The 15,364-nt window shown below is 71.5% G+C and carries 16 protein-coding genes and 1 pseudogene; 11 read left to right on the top strand and 6 right to left on the bottom strand.

The genetic code is table 11. The features are described from left to right. Nucleotide 1: 1 nt before the first annotated feature. A complete protein-coding gene (locus tag Sdagh_RS16845) occupies nucleotides 2-634 on the bottom strand; it encodes a class I SAM-dependent DNA methyltransferase (protein ID WP_189423116.1) in 633 nt (210 codons plus the stop codon). Nucleotides 635-716: 82 nt separating this feature from the next. Between Sdagh_RS16845 and Sdagh_RS16840 the strand changes: the two are divergent. Beyond that, nucleotides 717-1,025 (top strand): annotated as a pseudogene (locus Sdagh_RS16840) (contact-dependent growth inhibition system immunity protein); the annotation flags it as partial. Between the two features lie 107 nt (nucleotides 1,026-1,132). Here Sdagh_RS16840 and Sdagh_RS16835 read toward each other — a convergent pair. Together Sdagh_RS16835 and Sdagh_RS16830 are read right to left on the bottom strand one after the other, a co-directional pair. Continuing rightward, a complete protein-coding gene (locus tag Sdagh_RS16835; RefSeq protein WP_190077925.1) occupies nucleotides 1,133-2,011 on the bottom strand; it encodes an IS5 family transposase in 879 nt (292 codons plus the stop codon). Nucleotides 2,012-2,171: 160 nt separating this feature from the next. Then, nucleotides 2,172-2,375 (bottom strand): cold-shock protein, encoded by a 204-nt coding sequence (locus tag Sdagh_RS16830; protein ID WP_004984723.1) that lies wholly within the window; start codon nucleotides 2,373-2,375, stop codon nucleotides 2,172-2,174. 291 nt (nucleotides 2,376-2,666) lie between these two features. Here Sdagh_RS16830 and Sdagh_RS16825 point away from each other — a divergent pair, with 291 nt between their 5' ends. The 5 genes from Sdagh_RS16825 to Sdagh_RS16805 all read left to right on the top strand — a co-directional run bounded on the left by Sdagh_RS16825 (nucleotide 2,667) and on the right by Sdagh_RS16805 (nucleotide 6,782). Then, the gene (locus Sdagh_RS16825; protein ID WP_189423117.1) at nucleotides 2,667-3,515 is read left to right on the top strand and encodes a menaquinone biosynthetic enzyme MqnA/MqnD family protein; all 849 of its coding nucleotides are present in this window, start codon (nucleotides 2,667-2,669) and stop codon (nucleotides 3,513-3,515) included. 71 nt (nucleotides 3,516-3,586) lie between these two features. Then, a complete protein-coding gene (locus tag Sdagh_RS16820; protein ID WP_189423118.1) occupies nucleotides 3,587-4,324 on the top strand; it encodes a prepilin peptidase in 738 nt (245 codons plus the stop codon). A 73-nt stretch (nucleotides 4,325-4,397) separates the two neighbouring features. After that, nucleotides 4,398-4,829 carry a restriction system modified-DNA reader domain-containing protein gene (locus Sdagh_RS16815; RefSeq protein ID WP_190077926.1) on the top strand — a complete coding sequence of 144 codons (432 nt, stop codon included), beginning with the start codon at nucleotides 4,398-4,400 and terminating at the stop codon, nucleotides 4,827-4,829. Nucleotides 4,830-5,124: 295 nt separating this feature from the next. Beyond that, complete coding sequence (gene mqnC, locus Sdagh_RS16810) at nucleotides 5,125-6,324, top strand: cyclic dehypoxanthinyl futalosine synthase (protein ID WP_189423120.1); 1,200 nt, start codon at nucleotides 5,125-5,127, stop codon at nucleotides 6,322-6,324. Between the two features lie 14 nt (nucleotides 6,325-6,338). After that, complete coding sequence (locus tag Sdagh_RS16805) at nucleotides 6,339-6,782, top strand: imidazolonepropionase-like domain-containing protein (protein WP_189423121.1); 444 nt, start codon at nucleotides 6,339-6,341, stop codon at nucleotides 6,780-6,782. A 22-nt stretch (nucleotides 6,783-6,804) separates the two neighbouring features. Here the strand turns inward: Sdagh_RS16805 and Sdagh_RS16800 are convergent, their stop codons facing one another. Continuing rightward, complete coding sequence (locus Sdagh_RS16800) at nucleotides 6,805-7,839, bottom strand: chitinase (RefSeq protein ID WP_190077927.1); 1,035 nt, start codon at nucleotides 7,837-7,839, stop codon at nucleotides 6,805-6,807. 307 nt (nucleotides 7,840-8,146) lie between these two features. Here Sdagh_RS16800 and Sdagh_RS16795 point away from each other — a divergent pair, with 307 nt between their 5' ends. Genes Sdagh_RS16795 through Sdagh_RS16780 form a run of 4 tightly spaced genes read left to right on the top strand, consistent with a single transcriptional unit; the run spans nucleotide 8,147 to nucleotide 12,925 of the window. Next, complete coding sequence (locus Sdagh_RS16795; protein ID WP_306887075.1) at nucleotides 8,147-8,479, top strand: hypothetical protein; 333 nt, start codon at nucleotides 8,147-8,149, stop codon at nucleotides 8,477-8,479. Between the two features lie 20 nt (nucleotides 8,480-8,499). Next, nucleotides 8,500-10,761, top strand: a complete 2,262-nt coding sequence (locus tag Sdagh_RS16790) for a bifunctional polysaccharide deacetylase/glycosyltransferase family 2 protein (protein WP_189423124.1) — start codon at nucleotides 8,500-8,502, stop codon at nucleotides 10,759-10,761. After that, nucleotides 10,758-12,206 (top strand): acyltransferase family protein, encoded by a 1,449-nt coding sequence (locus Sdagh_RS16785; protein WP_226535220.1) that lies wholly within the window; start codon nucleotides 10,758-10,760, stop codon nucleotides 12,204-12,206. Before Sdagh_RS16790 ends, Sdagh_RS16785 begins: the two co-directional genes overlap by 4 nt. A 23-nt stretch (nucleotides 12,207-12,229) precedes the next feature. After that, nucleotides 12,230-12,925 (top strand): demethylmenaquinone methyltransferase, encoded by a 696-nt coding sequence (locus Sdagh_RS16780; RefSeq protein ID WP_189423126.1) that lies wholly within the window; start codon nucleotides 12,230-12,232, stop codon nucleotides 12,923-12,925. Nucleotides 12,926-12,961: 36 nt separating this feature from the next. Here the strand turns inward: Sdagh_RS16780 and Sdagh_RS16775 are convergent, their stop codons facing one another. Together Sdagh_RS16775 and Sdagh_RS16770 are read right to left on the bottom strand one after the other, a co-directional pair. Continuing rightward, on the bottom strand, nucleotides 12,962-13,309 hold the full coding sequence (locus Sdagh_RS16775) for a PASTA domain-containing protein (protein WP_226535218.1): 348 nt from the start codon (nucleotides 13,307-13,309) through the stop codon (nucleotides 12,962-12,964). A 105-nt stretch (nucleotides 13,310-13,414) separates the two neighbouring features. Then, a complete protein-coding gene (locus Sdagh_RS16770; protein WP_189423189.1) occupies nucleotides 13,415-13,921 on the bottom strand; it encodes a GNAT family N-acetyltransferase in 507 nt (168 codons plus the stop codon). A 99-nt stretch (nucleotides 13,922-14,020) separates the two neighbouring features. On the opposite strand from Sdagh_RS16770, the gene Sdagh_RS16765 reads away from it, so the two are divergent. Further along, entirely contained in the window at nucleotides 14,021-15,304 is a 1,284-nt protein-coding gene (locus tag Sdagh_RS16765) for a geranylgeranyl reductase family protein (RefSeq protein WP_189423127.1), read from the top strand. The last annotated feature ends 60 nt before the right edge of the window (nucleotides 15,305-15,364 follow it).

Genomic DNA, 15,364 nt, shown 5'->3' with positions numbered 1-15,364 from the left:
GTCAGCGGCGGGCGATCAGGCAGGCCTGCGGGACCTTCGCGGAGGTGTCCTCCTCCTGTACGCGCACCGTCCGCGACAGCACGGTGAACCCGGCCCGCTCCAGCAGCTCCGCCACCGCCTCCGGCCGTCGCCGTTGGAAGTCCAGGGACACCGGATGCCCGAAGGGGCGGTCGAGGAGCTGGGGCCCGTCGCCGACCTGGAAGGCGAGCAGCAGATGCCCGCCGGGGGCCAGCACGCGCCCCACCTCGGCGAAGAGGTCCGGCAGCCGTTCCCGGGGCGTGTGGATCGACGAGTACCAGGAGACGGCCCCCGCGAGGGAGCCGTCGGGCAGGTCCAGCTCCAGCATGGAGCCCTGCTCGAACCGGAGGCCCGGGTGCTCGCGGCGGGCGATCTCCAGCATCGAGGCGGAGAGGTCCAGCCCGAAGACGCGCAGGCCGAGCGAGGCGAGGTGCGCGGTGACCCGTCCGGGCCCGCAGCCCAGGTCGGCCACCTCCCCGTCCGGCCCCACCAGCTCGGCGAAGGCCCCCATCAGGGCCCGGTCCAGCGGGGTGCCGGCGCCCGCGGAGCGGAACCGCTCGGCGTAGTCCTCGGCGATGGTGTCGTAGAAGGCGCGGATGCTCTGCGTCGCGGTCATGGCGGGGGATCGTAGCGGCGCCCACCGACACCGGGGCCGGGCGTCAGACCGCGTTTGAGATCTGGCGTGGGACGATCGGTCGGTGACTCGACTCGTGAACCGTGACCGCTCCCTGCAGGAGCTTGAGCGCGAACGCTGGTCGGCGCCATCAGGCGACGAAACCCGGCTGATGGCGACCGTGCGCGAGCTTCGGCGCAAGCCGATCGGCGGCCTGACGGTCGAGGACATGCGGCTGCTGATCAGGCAAAACGTGGGCCTTGCCCATCTCCTGCCGTTGGCGGTGGAGGTCCTCCGGAGCGACCCGCTGGCGGAAGGCGACATGTACGAGGGCGATCTGCTGGCCGCCGTGCTTACCAGAGACGCGGGAGTCTGGATCGACTATCCCGAACTCAGACGGGAAGTCCGTTCGATCGTCTCGGAGTTGGCCGACGTGTCACCTGCCCTGAAGCGCGATGTCGAGGGCTTCCTGGCTCGATGGGACTCCAACAGCACCTGCCGTCAGGGAAGGGTCGAGCCGACCGGCTGCGAAGGCTGCCGGAGGAGCGGCCGTCGGCCGGGGCGCGTCGCAGCACCGCCCCGGGTGAGCCGGCGGACCATGACGCCGATCATCGCCCAGCGGATCATCGTCTCCGAATGGGCCGAGCTGGTCTCGTAATCCCTGGCGAGGCGCCGGTGGGCGGTGAGCCACGAGAAGGTGCGCTCTACCGCCCACCGTTTGGGCTGGACCTGGAATCCGCGCTGATCTGGGTCCTTGCGGACGATCTCCAGTTCGCGGCCGAGGATCTGGGCGGCCCAGTCGATCAGGCGGCCGGCGAAGCCCTGGTCGGCCCAGACCTTCCGTACCCCGGGGTGGTCGAGCCTGGTCCACAGCAAGGGCCGCTTGGCGCCGTCGCGGTCCTGGATGCTCGCCGCGACGACATGGACAGCCAGGAGCAGGCCGAGCGTGTCGGTAACAATGAACCTCTTGCGGCCCTTCACCTTCTTGCCCGCGTCGAATCCCCTGGTGGCGGCGGGTACGGTGTCGGCGGTGCGGACGGACTGCGAGTCGATCAGGCCCGCGCTCGGCTTCGCGTCGCGGCCGTCGGCTTCGCGGACCTTGCCGCGCAGGGCGTCGTGGATGCGCTCGACGGTGCCGTCGTCGTGCCACCACGTGAAGTACCAGTACACCGTCGGCCACGGGGCGAAGTCCTTCGGCAACTGCCTCCAGGCGCAGCCGGTCCGCACCACGTAGAAGATCGCGTCGACGATCCGTCGCCGCGGATGTTTCTCCCGCCGACCGCCCTTGGGACCCACCCGCGCCGGCGGGAGCAACGGCTCAACCAACGCCCACTGCTCGTCCGTCAGGTCCGACGGATACCCACCCCCAACACCGCTCACGGTGAGCTCAACGAACTCCCCAGCCCCGGGACACGGCAGATCTCAAACACGTTCTCAGGGAGGAAGGGGGACGAAAAGGCAGGAGCCCCGGGCCGGCAGGCGCGGGGCTCCTTGGGTACTGCACTCGATCCGGATCGGAGGATCAGATCAACTGATCAGATCAGACCGGGGTGACGTTCTCAGCCTGCGGACCCTTGGGGCCCTGCGTGACGTCGAAGGACACCTGCTGGTTCTCCTCGAGGGACCGGAAGCCGGTCGCGTTGATCGCGGAGTAGTGGACGAAGACGTCGGGGCCGCCGCCTTCCTGGGCGATGAAACCAAAGCCCTTTTCGGCGTTGAACCACTTCACGGTTCCGGTAGCCATAAGCCCTCCTTGGGCTCAAAGGGTTGCCCTGCTCCAGAACCAGCAAGTGTGAAGATTGAACTCTGCACAACTGCGTCCGTCTGAGAACGACGAGAGCCCGCGGTCACATGCTCCGCAGGCTCTGTACTGCAAGGGAAACCAAACTGCAACTTGCTGGCGAGCCTAGCATGCAGCCCCCGGATCGCAACAGAGCTCAAGATCACTTCACCCGGATGTTTGAACGCGTGCGGCGTCCGGCTGACGCCGGGGGTCGCCCCCCGGCGCCAGCCGGGTGAGAGCTAGCCTCACGAGGTGGACACTTCTCGCACCCGGCCGCGTGTCGGCCACATCCAGTTCCTGAACTGCCTGCCCCTCTACTGGGGGCTCGCGAGAACGGGCACGCTCCTGGACTTCGAGCTGACGAAGGACACCCCGGAGAAGCTCAGCGAGCAGCTGGTGCGGGGAGACCTCGACATCGGTCCCGTCACCCTGGTCGAGTTCCTCAAGCACGCCGATCAGCTGGTCGCCTTCCCCGACATCGCCGTCGGCTGCGACGGCCCGGTGATGAGCTGCGTGATCGTCTCCCAGGTCCCGCTGGACCGGCTCGACGGCGCCCGGGTCGCCCTCGGGTCGACCTCGCGCACCTCCGTCCGCCTCGCCCAGCTCCTGCTGGCCGAGCGGTTCGGCGTACGGCCCGACTACTACACCTGCCCGCCCGACCTCAGCCTGATGATGAGGGAGGCGGAGGCGGCCGTCCTGATCGGCGACGCCGCGCTGCGCGCCAACATGCTGGACGGGCCGCGTTTCGGCCTGGCGGTGCACGACCTGGGCGCGCTGTGGAAGGAGTGGACGGGCCTGCCGTTCGTCTTCGCGGTCTGGGCGGCCCGCAGGGAGTACGCCGAGCGCGAGCCGGTCATCACCCGCCAGGTCCACGAGGCGTTCCTCGCCTCCCGCAACCTCTCCCTGGAGGAGGTCGACAAGGTCGCCGAGCAGGCCGCCCGCTGGGAGGACTTCGACGAGGCGACCCTCGCGCAGTACTTCACCACCCTCGACTTCCGCTTCGGCGGGCCGCAGCTCGCGGCGGTCGCCGAGTTCGCCCGCCGGGTCGGCCCGACGACCGGGTTCCCGGCGGACGTGTCCGTGGAGCTGCTCCGCCCCTGACCGGCGGGCGGGCCGCGCCCACTACCCTGCTGCCAGGTTCCGGTGTACGGGGGAGGGGCGGCACCCGCGTCATGAGCATCGAGGCACTGCTCGTCGTCGTGGCGGCGCTGTGGGGAGCGGCGGCCGGGTCGCTGCTGCCCCGCGCGGCCTACCGCTTCTCCGTGCCCCCGGGGCAGCCCTGGCGGGACACCTGCCCGGCCGGGCACCCGCTCCCGGCGCGGCCGGGCCGGGCCCGGTGCCCGCGCTGCCGGCCCGGCGAGGCGGCGTACGCCCCCGGCGCCCCCGTCCCCGCCACCGTCACCGCGCTGGTCTGCGCCGCCCTCGCCGCCGCCACCGGCACCCGGCCCGAACTGGCCGTCTGGCTGCTGCTGGCCCCGGTCGCGGTCCTGCTGGCCCTCGTCGACGTACGGGTGCGGCGACTGCCCGACCCGCTGACCCTGCCGCTCGCGGGCGCCGCCCTCGCCCTGCTCGGCCCGGTCGCCCTGCTGCCGGAGCACGCCGGGTCGTGGACCACCGCCGTGCTCGGCACCCTCGCGCTCGGCGCCGGCTACTGCGCGCTGTTCCTCCTCAACCCCTCCGGCATGGCCTTCGGCGACGTCAAACTGGCCCTCGGGGCGGGCGCGGTGCTCGGCTGGTACGGCTGGCCGACGCTCCTGCTCGGCGCCTTCGCCGGCTTCCTCCTCGGCTCCCTCCACGGCCTCGCCCTGGTCCTCACCCGCCGCGCCACCCGCCGCACCACGATCCCCTTCGGCCCGTTCCTGCTCGCCGGCGCGCTCCTCGGCGTGCTGGCGGGGGCGTACACGGCCTGACGGCAGATCTTTCCAACTTTGAGACTTGCAGACTGACAGTCGGGAAGACTACGGTGGAGGCAGGAGGTGCTTCGTGTCGGAATCCATGCGAACGATCCAGGTCGACCTGGAGGTCTTCGCCTACTTGCAGCGTCACAGCGAACCCTTGGTGGACACCCCGAACGATGTCCTGCGGCGTGAGCTGCTCGGCCCGAAGGCGGCGCCGGCCCAGGGCGGGGGCGTGCGCCGCCCCGGCAGGCTCATGCCACTGATCGAGGCCGGGCTCGTGGCTCCCGGCGACACGCTGCGGCATCACCAGCCGAGACTCCGGCGCACGTACGAGGCCACGATCACCGCTGACGGCTGGGTCCGCATCCCGGACGGCCGGGAGTTCGCTCAGCCGTCCCCGGCGCTGAAGGCTCAGACGCACAACGAGGTGAACGCATGGCGCCTGTACCTCCATGCGCCCAGTGGTCGCCCGCTGAAGGAGCTGCGCGACGAGGCCGCAGGGACCAGCCGGAACTGACGTCTCCCTCCGGCCGGAAGCGCTGCCGATCTCCGTGGGGTTTCACACCGCACGGCCGATCCGAGGAAGGAAGTACGGGGTGGAAGTCATCATCGCCGCGTTGATCACGGCGGCCTCGACCATCGCGGCGGCCTGCATCACCCGCCACCGGCCGGAACCGGAAAGGGGGCGGCGGACGTCCGATTCGGAGCGCGCGTGAGGCGGGACGGCGCCGGTCGGCCTGACGTCTGCGGTGCCGGGGGGCTGGCGTACGCTGGACCGGTCCGTCCACAACCCTTGACGAAAGGGACGCCCGGTGACCGAGAAGGCCGACCTCCAGCCCATCCTCGACCGCGCCGCCGCCGGTGGTCGGATCACCCCCGAAGAGGCCCTCGCCCTGTACCGGGACGCCCCCCTGCACGCGCTGGGCGCCGCCGCCGACGCGATCCGCCGGCGGAGGTACGCCGGGACCGAGCACATCGCGACGTACATCATCGAGCGGAACATCAACTACACCAACGTGTGTGTGACGGCGTGCAAGTTCTGCGCCTTCTACGCGGCCCCGAAGGACACCAGGAAGGGCTGGTCCCGCGAGCTGGACGACATCCTGCGCCGCTGCGCGGAGACGGTCGAGCTGGGCGGCACGCAGATCATGTTCCAGGGCGGACACCACCCGGACTACGGCGTCGAGTACTACGAGAAGCACTTCTCCGCCATCAAGAAGGAGTTCCCGCAGCTCGTCATCCACAGCCTGGGGGCGAGCGAGGTCGAGCACATGGCGCGGATCTCCGGGGTGAGCGCCGAGGAGGCGATCCGGCGCATCCACGCGGCCGGACTCGACTCCTTCGCCGGCGCCGGCGCGGAACTGCTGCCGGAGCGGCCGCGCAAGGCCATCGCGCCGCTGAAGGAGTCCGGCGAGCGCTGGCTGGAGATCATGGAGATCGCCCACAACCTCGGCGTGGAGTCCACCACCACCATGCTGATGGGCACCGGCGAGACCAACGCCGAGCGCATCGAGCACCTGCGGATGATCCGCGACGTGCAGGACCGCACGGGCGGCTTCCGCGCCTTCATCCCGTACACCTACCAGCCCGAGAACAACCACCTGAAGGGCCGCACGCAGGCCACCCTCTTCGAGTACCTGCGGATGATCGCGATCGCCCGGATCTTCCTCGACAACGTCGCCCACATCCAGGGCTCCTGGCTGACCACCGGCAAGGAGGTCGGCCAGCTCTCCCTGCACTACGGCGCCGACGACCTCGGCTCGGTCATGCTGGAGGAGAACGTGGTGTCGTCGGCCGGCGCCAAGCACCGCTCCAACCGGCTGGAGCTGATCGACCTGATCCGCAAGGCCGGGCGGGTCCCCGCGCAGCGCGCCACGACCTACGAGCACCTCGTCGTCCACGACGACCCGGCGAACGACCCGGTCGACGAGCGGGTCGTCTCCCACATCTCGTCCACCGCGATCGAGGGCGGGACGGCCCACCCCGAGCTGAAGCTGATCGCGACCAGCTGACCCGGCCGGCCGACGTGCTGACCCTCCACGCCGCCGACGAGGTCCGCGCCGCCTGGGACGCCGAGCCGCTGCCGGACGGCGCGGTCGCCGTCGAGGGCGGCCGGATCGCCGCCGTGGGCCCGCTCGCCGAGATCGAAGGGCGCTTCCCGGGTGCCCGGGTGCGCCGCTGGCCCGGCGTGCTCGGCCCCGGACGGGTGCACGACGGGCCGCTGCCCGACGCGCCGAGCCCGCGCGAACGCGTCCACGAGGTCCTCAAGTCCGGCGCGGTGGCGGTCGTCGAGCGGTACGTCGACGAGGGACTGCGCTTTGCCGCCGAGCGCAACGGCCTGCTGGTCCTGCCCGCGCCGCGCCCGGCCGTCCTGGCCGCCGGCGCGCGGGCCGACCTCGCGGTCCTCGGCGCCGACGGCGCGTGTCTCGCCACGGTGTGCGCGGGGCGGCTGGTGCACCGGCGCCGCTGAGCACCGTGGACGCGGGCGGGATTCAGCCCGCGAGGGCCTCGCCGAACGCGCCCGCCTCCTGGTCGACGCCGCTGCAGTCGGTCGCCGCGTCGTCCGAGTCCGCGTCGTCGTCGCAGGGCTGGTCGCGGAAGGTGGACCACATGGACACCCAGGCGATCTCCTTCTCCTCGGCGAACGCCCGCACCTCGGCGGCGTCGTCCAGGGTGAAGGTCTCCCCGTCCACGTCGTTGACGCCGATCATCGAGGTGAGCGCCATGCCCCGCCAGGCGTTCGCGTCGGAGAGGCCGAAGACCTCCTTCAGCTGGGTGTGCGCGGCCTCGGCGGAGGTGAGGGCGTAGTCGCCCATGTCGCCGCTGTAGGACTCGCCGTAGTTCATGGTCATGAGGTTCACCGTGGAGACCCGCACGGCGTGGTCGTTGGCGGACTGGAGCAGGGCCACGCCGTCGTCGTCCAGGCCCGAGGGCATCACCGGCAGGGTGAACGAGACCTTCAGGCCCGAGCGTTCCTCCTGGAGCAGCGCGATCGCCTCCGACCGCAGCGCCACGGAGGCGGAGTCGGTCAGCTCGTCGCCCTCGATGTCGAAGTCGGCGAGGGTCGCGCCGCCGGCCGCGTCCAGCGCCTCGCCGTACGCCTGAGCCAGGTCCTCGGCGCTGTCGCAGGTCGCCGCCAGCTCCTTGCCGGAGGCGCCGCCGAAGGAGACGCGGACGGTGGCACCGGCCGCGGTGAGGTCCGAGATCCGGGAGGCGACCGCCGCGTCGTCGACGGCGCTGCTGCCGTTCCACTCGGGGGTGCAGCCGCTGCCCGAGGAGATCACGAACGCCAGGTTGTACGTCGCCGGGGAGCCCGCGAAGTCCAGATCGGACGCCGTGGTGGCGCTGACGTAGGGCGCGTACCCGGTGGCGGACGCCGAGGGCGTGCCGGTGGACGGGTCCGCCGAGGGCGCCGAGTCCGCCGTACCGCTGTCGCCGGACCCGTCCGACGACCCGACCGAACAGCCCGCCGTTGCCAGGGCGAACAGGCAGATCAGCCCGGCGGCGGACTTTCGTAGACCCCTCATGGCGTGGCTCCCGCTCTCACAATTCATGTCCCAGGATGGAAACAAAACCCGTCTCCGAACCGGAAAGGTGCCACATCCGACTGTGTCCCCCCTGGGTACGGACCCGCGTTTTCCTGCGCATTCTCAGCAGAATGACAGCTTCGCCAGTTTCTCATGGGTCGCTCACAAGAAAGGCAGAGTTTCGGTCACATGAAGTGCTCCTAACATCCGAGGAATGCATTCCGAGCCTGCCATCGAAAGCCGCGCCGCCGTGCGCGGTCGCCGCCGCAAACGCGGTAACGGGTCCGCCGCAGCGACGGACGGCCCCGTGTTCGTTGACAACTCCGGACGCCGGGCCAAGCTGCTGCGCCGGCTCGGCCTTCTCGTGGGGGTCGTCTGTTCCGGGTACGCGATCGTGCTGGGCCTCGCCTTCATGGGCATCGGCACCTCGATCAACCCGGCCTCGCTGCTGCCCTTCGGCGGTGGCGGAGGCGGTGCCGCCCCGGCCGGGGGCATGCGGCCGCAGGGCGGCACCGTCCCGAGCGGCGTCCCGAGCGGCGTCCCGAGTGGTGCGCCCTCCGGCGCCCCCGCCGGCGTTCCGCCCACCGGAGCCGCTACCGGCTCCGCCTCCGCTCCGGCCGCTTCCGCGACCGCCGACTGACCGGAAGCGCAGCCACCGCCATGACCACCACACCTCCCTCCCGCGGCCGCCGCCGCGCCCCCGGCCGGATGGAACGCGCCGCCGGCCGGGCCGCCGCGCTGCAGAAGCCGCGGGTCATCCTCGCGCTGCTGCTCCTGCTGGCGCTGACCTGCGTGATGCTGCTGGACGGCTATCTGCGCGCCGAGGTCGGCGGCGACCAGCGCGTACGCACCGGCGCCAGCTCCAGCGACGTACCGGACGACGTCCTGAACGGTGGCCCGATCCTGTCCTTCCGCGGCGGCCAGGCCACCACGGTCTCCGTGCCGGACAAGACGATCGCGCTGACCTTCGACGACGGACCGAACCCCACGTGGACGCCGCAGGTCCTGAAGATCCTTCAGAAGTACGACGTACCGGGCACGTTCTTCCTGGTCGGGTCGATGGTCTCGCGCTACCCGGGCATCGTCGACGACCTGGTCGACCAGGGCAACGAGGTGGGCATCCACACCTTCACGCACGTCGACCTGTCCTACCAGAGCGACGCCCGGGTCACCCGCGAGATCGAGCAGACGCAGCTCGCGCTGGCGGGCGCGGCCGGGATCACGACGACGCTGTTCCGCGCGCCGTACTCCTCCGAGACGGACGCCATCGACAACTACAGCTGGCCGGTCTACGAGAAGCTCGGCGAGGACGGCTACACCAGCGTCTTCATCGACACCGACAGCGACGACTGGAAGAAGCCGGGCGTCTCGAAGATCATCAAGTGGGCCACGCCGGAGGACGGCGAGGGCGCCTCCGTCCTCTTCCACGACGCCGGCGGCGAGCGCTCCCAGACGATCAAGGCGCTGCCGCAGTACATCGAGAAGATGAAGGCGAAGGGCTACACCTTCACCACCATCAGCGGCGTCATGGCGGAGCAGGGCGCCACCGCCCCGGCCGCGGCGCCCAGGGGCGGGGCCGGGCAGGGTGCCACCGCCGACGAGGGGGACCGGCTCCAGGCCGCCCACCACCAGGCCACCGGCACGACCCTCTACGAGGGCAAGGCCCTCATCGCGGCCGTCCGCGTCGCCGAGTGGACCGTCCCCGCCCTCTCGGCCGGGCTGATGGTGGTCGGCGTCGCCGTCCTGGGCCGGTTCGGGATGATGCTGCTCCTCGCCCGCCGGCACTACCGGCAGCGCAACCGGCGCCGGTTCGGCTGGGGACCGGCCGTCACCCGCCCGGTGACCGTGATCGTCCCCGCGTACAACGAGAAGGAGTGCATCGCCAACACCCTCGCGTCGCTGGCGCGGAGCACCCATCCCATCGAGGTCGTCGTCGTCGACGACGGTTCGACCGACGGCACCTCGGAGATCGCCCGCGAGGCGGCCCGCTCCCTCGGCATGACCAACGTCCGCGTCATCCGCCAGGAGAACGCGGGCAAACCCGCCGCCCTCAACAACGGCGTGCGCAGCGCCAGTCACGACATCGTCGTGATGATGGACGGCGACACCGTCTTCGAGGCGGACACCGTGCGGCAGCTCGTCCAGCCGTTCGCCGACCCGAAGGTCGGCGCGGTCGCGGGCAACGCCAAGGTCGGCAACCGCGACACCGTCATCGGCGCCTGGCAGCACATCGAGTACGTGATGGGCTTCAACCTCGACCGGCGCATGTACGACCTGCTGCGCTGCATGCCGACCATCCCCGGCGCGATCGGCGCGTTCCGCCGCGAGGCGGTCCTGGAGGTCGGCGGCATGAGCGAGGACACCCTCGCCGAGGACACCGACATCACCATCGCCATGCACCGCGCGGGCTGGCGGGTCGTCTACCAGGAGCACGCCCGTGCCTGGACCGAGGCGCCCGGCTCCCTCAAGCAGCTCTGGTCGCAGCGCTACCGCTGGTCCTACGGCACGATGCAGGCCCTCTGGAAGCACCGCAAGTCCCTCACCGACAGGGGTCCCTCGGGCCGCTTCGGCCGGGTCGGGATGCCGCTGGTGGTGATCTTCCAGATCGTCACGCCGGTCTTCGCGCCGCTCATCGACGTGTTCACCGCCTACTCGATGATCTTCGTCGACTTCGAGGCCGCGCTGCTGGCGTGGCTGGCGGTCCTCGGCGTCCAGCTGTTCTGCGCCGCGTACGCCTTCCGGCTGGACCGGGAGAAGTACCGGTACCTGCTGATGATGCCGCTCCAGCAGCTCGCCTACCGGCAGATGATGTACCTGGTCCTGATCCACTCCTGCATCACCGCCCTCACCGGCGGCCGCCTGCGCTGGCAGAAGCTCAAGCGCACGGGCGAGGTCGGCACCCCGGCGGGAGCGGGCGGATGAGCTGGGAGCAGTACGGGTCCCCTGGGCAGGGGCAGGGGCAGGGGCAGGGGCAGGGGCAGGGGCAGGGCGGGTACGGGTACGGCGGGCACGGGTACGGGTACGGGTACGGCGAGCAGGGGCAGCCGTATGCGCCGCCCCAGCGGTACGGGCCTGTCCAGCCCTACGTCCAGCCGCAGCCGTACCCGCGGCAGCACGGGGAGTACGGGCAGCACGGGGAGTACGGGCAGTACGGGCAGTACGGGGAGTACGGGCAGCACGGGGAGTACGGCGGCCACCGCGACCACGGGCAGGTGGAGCCGCCGGCCGAGTCGACGGCACCGCTGCCGCCGGTGCGGCCGGAACCGGACAGGGGGACGGGACCGGGCGCGGCGGAACCGGGCTCGCCGCCGGAGCCGTCGCCGGCGGGCCGGCCCGGTGGCCGGGACCGCTACTTCGACACCCTGCGCGCGGTCGCCCTCGTCCGCGTCGTGACGTACCACACCTTCGGCTGGGCCTGGGCCGGCCTGGTCCTCCCCTCCATGGGGATCATGTTCGGCCTGGCCGGCACCCTGATGGCCAAGTCCCTGGAACGCCCCGCGCCCAAGGTGGTCAGGAGCCGCGTGCGCCGGCTCCTGCCGCCGTTCTGGTTCTGGGGCGTCTTCGTCGTCGTCGCGATGCTGGTCCACGGCTGGATGCCGGGCTGGCAGATCGTCTACTGGATCGTGCCGCTCGGCGACCCGCCGGGCAACGCCTGGGGCGAACAGGCCTGGGAGATCCTCTGGTACCTGCGCACCTATCTGTGGTTCGTCCTCGTCTCCCCGCTCCTGCTGCGTGTCTTCCGGCTGGCGCCGGTCCCCGTGCTGCTGGCGTCCCTCATCCCGATCGTGGTGTTCCAGTTCGCCTGGCAGCCGCCCGACGACCGCTTCGGCACCGGCCTGCTTGACCTCGCGACCTACCTCTTCTGCTGGGTCCTCGGCTTCGCGCACCGCGACGGGGTACTGGCCCGGCTGAAACCGGCCGCGGTCGTGCTCCTGTCCCTCGCCGCGCTCGCCTACGGCGGCTGGTACGCCCTCGCCCACCAGGCCGAGTACGGCACCTACGACCTGGACGACATCCCGCTCGCCCAGGCGTTCTGGTCGGCCGGGTTCGTGACGCTGCTGATGTACTCCAAGGCCCGGCTGGGCGTGGACTTCGCCGGGCTGGCCCGCTTCCCGAGGCTGGACCGGCTGGTCACCGTCTTCAACGCGCGCGCCGTCACCCTCTACCTCTGGCACGAACTGGCGCTGATCCTGGCCGTGCCGCTGATCGACCAGTTCTGGAACGTGCCCGCGTTCGAGACGTACCTGCCGCTGAACAGCCAGTGGTTCATGTTCGGCGTGGGATGGGTGCTGATCGCGGTGTTCGTGCTGCTGTGCGGCTGGGTCGAAGACGTCGCGGCGCGCAAGAGGCCGAGGCTCCTGCCCTGAGGCCGCCCTGCAAGAATGAGCCCGTGACCCGCGCCTCCCTGAACAAGCAGCCGCACGAAGTCGCCTCGATGTTCGACCACGTGGCGGCCCGGTACGACCTCACCAACGACGTGCTCTCGCTCGGCCAGGACCGGGTGTGGCGCAAGGAGGTCGCCCGCGCCGTCGACGCCCGCCCCGCGCAGAAGGTCCTCGACCTCGCCGCGGGGACGGCCACCTCCTCGCTGCCCTTCGCCCGCACCGGCGCCTACGTCGTCCCCTGCGACTTCTCGCTCGGCATGCTCCAGGTCGGCAAGGCACGGCACTCCTGGCTGCCGTTCACCGCGGGCGACGCGACCCGGCTGCCCTTCGCCGACGACGTCTTCGACGCGGTCACCATCTCCTTCGGGCTGCGCAACGTCCAGGACACGGACGCGGCGCTGCGCGAGCTGTACCGGGTGACGAAGCCCGGCGGCCGGGTCGTCATCTGCGAGTTCTCGCACCCGACCTGGGCGCCGTTCCGGACCGTCTACACCGAGTACCTGATGCGCGCCCTGCCGCCGGTCGCCCGCGCGGTCTCCTCCAACCCCGACGCGTACGTCTACCTCGCCGAGTCCATCCGCGACTGGCCCGACCAGCCCGCCCTCGCCGGGCGCCTGCGCGAGGCCGGCTGGTCGAAGGTGGCCTGGCGCAACCTGACCGGCGGCATCGTCGCCCTCCACCGCGGCTTCAAGGACAGCTGAGGCCCCCCGGACCGGGGCCCCGCCACGTCCCGCTGCTCAGCGCGTGCCGAGGAGCGGGGCGTACGGGACGCCCGGCTCGTCCAGCTCCCGGCGCCGGCCGCCGCCCGGCGGGACCGGTCCGCGGGGTTCCCGCACTCCGGTGCCCCCGCCCCCCTCCCCGTCCGCGAAGTCGAACCACACGGTGACCGCCGCCCCGCGCGGCACCTCGGCACCGGGCGGCGGAAACTGCCGTACGACGTACTCCACGACCACGCGGCGCAGGTCGGGACGGTCGGGGGCGGCCAGCAGCACGCCGTGCGTCTCGGCGGCGCGGCGCGCGTCGACGGCCATCAGGCCGACCAGGCGCGGCACGCGCACCTCGGGTGTCTCCGGTGTGTCACGCACGGAACCTCACCCCCAGCGGTACGGGCAGCGTAACCTCCGCCGCCCGCCCGCCGGAAGCGTTCCGTAGCGAAAAGCAGCCGACGACCCCCTTTTGGCTACCGTGTGTCACCAGTCGAGTCGGTAGCAGTGCCCCTGCCGCTCCGAACGGGGCGTCGTGAACACCTCCGCCAGCCGCATCCCCAGCCGCCGCGTCACCGCGATGGACCGTTCGTTCCCAGCGTCGACCATCGCGACCACGCCCGGCACGCCCGCCGCCCGCACCCGCCGCACCGTCTCCCGGGCCGCCGCCGTGACGTACCCCTTGCCCCAGTAGGGCCGGGCGAGCCGCCAGCCCACCTCGATCTCCCCCGCGGGCCCCCAGTCACGCGGCCAGGGCTGGGCACCGGTGAACCCGATCACCTCGCCGGCCTCGTCCAGCATGGTCCACAGGCAGAAACCGCGCTCGGCGTCGTGCCGCCGCTGGCGGGCGGTCAGCTCCTCGTAGACGGACAGCTCCGCGGCCCGCCCGCCGTGGAACTCCATGACGTCGGGGTCGGCGAAGACCCGGTGCCAGGCGACGGCGTCCTCGTCGGTGGGAACGCGCAACCGTACAGCGGGGAGAGCTCGTTTCACGGGGCAGCCCTTCAGCCGGGTGATCGGTGACGCTGAATAGACTGCCCATGTCCGGTGCCCGTCGGCACGCAGAATTCCGAACCCGTGGGAGATCCCGCCGTGACCGAGCCCCTCTCCGACAACACCGCCGATGTGATCGTCGTGGGCGCGGGGCCAGCCGGCTCCACCACCGCGTACTACCTGGCCAAGGCCGGACTCGACGTCCTCCTGCTGGAGAAGACCGCGTTCCCCCGTGAGAAGGTCTGCGGCGACGGACTCACCCCCCGCGCGACCAAGCAGCTCGTGGCGATGGGCATCGACATCTCCGAGGAGGCCGGCTGGCTGCGCAACAAGGGGCTGCGCATCATCGCCGGCGGCACCCGCCTCCAGCTCGACTGGCCGGACCTCGCCTCCTTCCCCGACTACGGCCTGGTCCGCAAGCGCGACGACTTCGACGAGCAGCTCGCCCGGCAGGCGCAGAAGGCCGGCGCCCGCCTCTACGAGCGCTGCAACGTCGGCGCCCCCGTCGTCGACGACCGCACCGGCCGCATCACCGGCGTCCACGCCAAGCTCGGCGAGGAGAAGCGGGACGTCACCTTCCACGCCCCGCTGGTCGTCGCCGCCGACGGCAACTCCACCCGGCTCTCCCTGGCCATGGGTCTGCACCGCCGCGAGGACCGCCCGATGGGCGTCGCGGTCCGCACCTACTTCACCTCCCCCCGGCACGACGACGACTATCTGGAGTCCTGGCTGGAACTGTGGGACCGCCGCGGCCCCCAGGACCGCCTCCTTCCCGGCTACGGCTGGATCTTCGGCATGGGCGACGGCACCTCCAACGTCGGTCTCGGCGTCCTCAACACCTCCTCCTCCTTCAAGGACCTGGACTGGCGCGAGGTCCTCAAGGCCTGGTGCGCCTCCATGCCCGAGGACTGGGGCTACACCCCGGACAACATGACCGGCCCCATCCGCGGCGCCGCCCTCCCGATGGCCTTCAACCGCCAGCCCCACTACACGCGCGGCCTGCTCCTGGTCGGCGACGCCGGCGGCCTGGTGAACCCCTTCAACGGCGAAGGCATCGCCTACGCCATGGAGTCCGGCCAGATCGCCGCCGACGTCATCGTCCAGGCCCACGCGCGGGCGACGCCGGCCCAGCGCGAGATCGCGCTCCAGCGCTACCCGCGCGTCCTGAAGGACACCTACGGCGGCTACTACAACCTCGGCCGCGCCTTCGTGAAGCTCATCGGCAACCCGAAGGTCATGCAGATCGCGGCACAGCGCGGCCTGACCCACCCCGTGCTGATGAGGTTCACGCTGAAGATGCTCGCCAACCTGACGGACCCGACCGGCGGAGACGCGATGGACCGCATCATCAACGGCCTCACCAAGGTGGCGCCCAAGGCGTGACCGGGCGGGCGCCCAGGCGTCGAACCCGGTGGCTCTGGCGGACCGGCGCGCGCACACCTC

Source organism: Streptomyces daghestanicus (assembly GCF_020521275.1).
GTDB classification, from domain to species: domain Bacteria; phylum Actinomycetota; class Actinomycetes; order Streptomycetales; family Streptomycetaceae; genus Streptomyces; species Streptomyces griseoviridis.
The sequence above is the reverse complement of the archived record's forward strand: the minus strand, read 5'-3'. Positions and strand labels throughout refer to the sequence as shown.

Excerpts from the sequence above, each read along its gene's own strand:
- Sdagh_RS16800 (WP_190077927.1), bottom strand. The coding sequence starts at position 7,839 with ATGAGGGGTCTACGAAAGTCCGCCGCCGGGCTGATCTGCCTGTTCGCC.
- Sdagh_RS16830 (WP_004984723.1), bottom strand. The coding sequence starts at position 2,375 with ATGGCTACCGGAACCGTGAAGTGGTTCAACGCCGAAAAGGGCTTTGGT.
- Sdagh_RS16845 (WP_189423116.1), bottom strand. The coding sequence starts at position 634 with ATGACCGCGACGCAGAGCATCCGCGCCTTCTACGACACCATCGCCGAG.
- Sdagh_RS16790 (WP_189423124.1), top strand. The coding sequence starts at position 8,500 with ATGACCACCACACCTCCCTCCCGCGGCCGCCGCCGCGCCCCCGGCCGG.
- Sdagh_RS16785 (WP_226535220.1), top strand. The coding sequence starts at position 10,758 with ATGAGCTGGGAGCAGTACGGGTCCCCTGGGCAGGGGCAGGGGCAGGGG.
- Sdagh_RS16820 (WP_189423118.1), top strand. The coding sequence starts at position 3,587 with ATGAGCATCGAGGCACTGCTCGTCGTCGTGGCGGCGCTGTGGGGAGCG.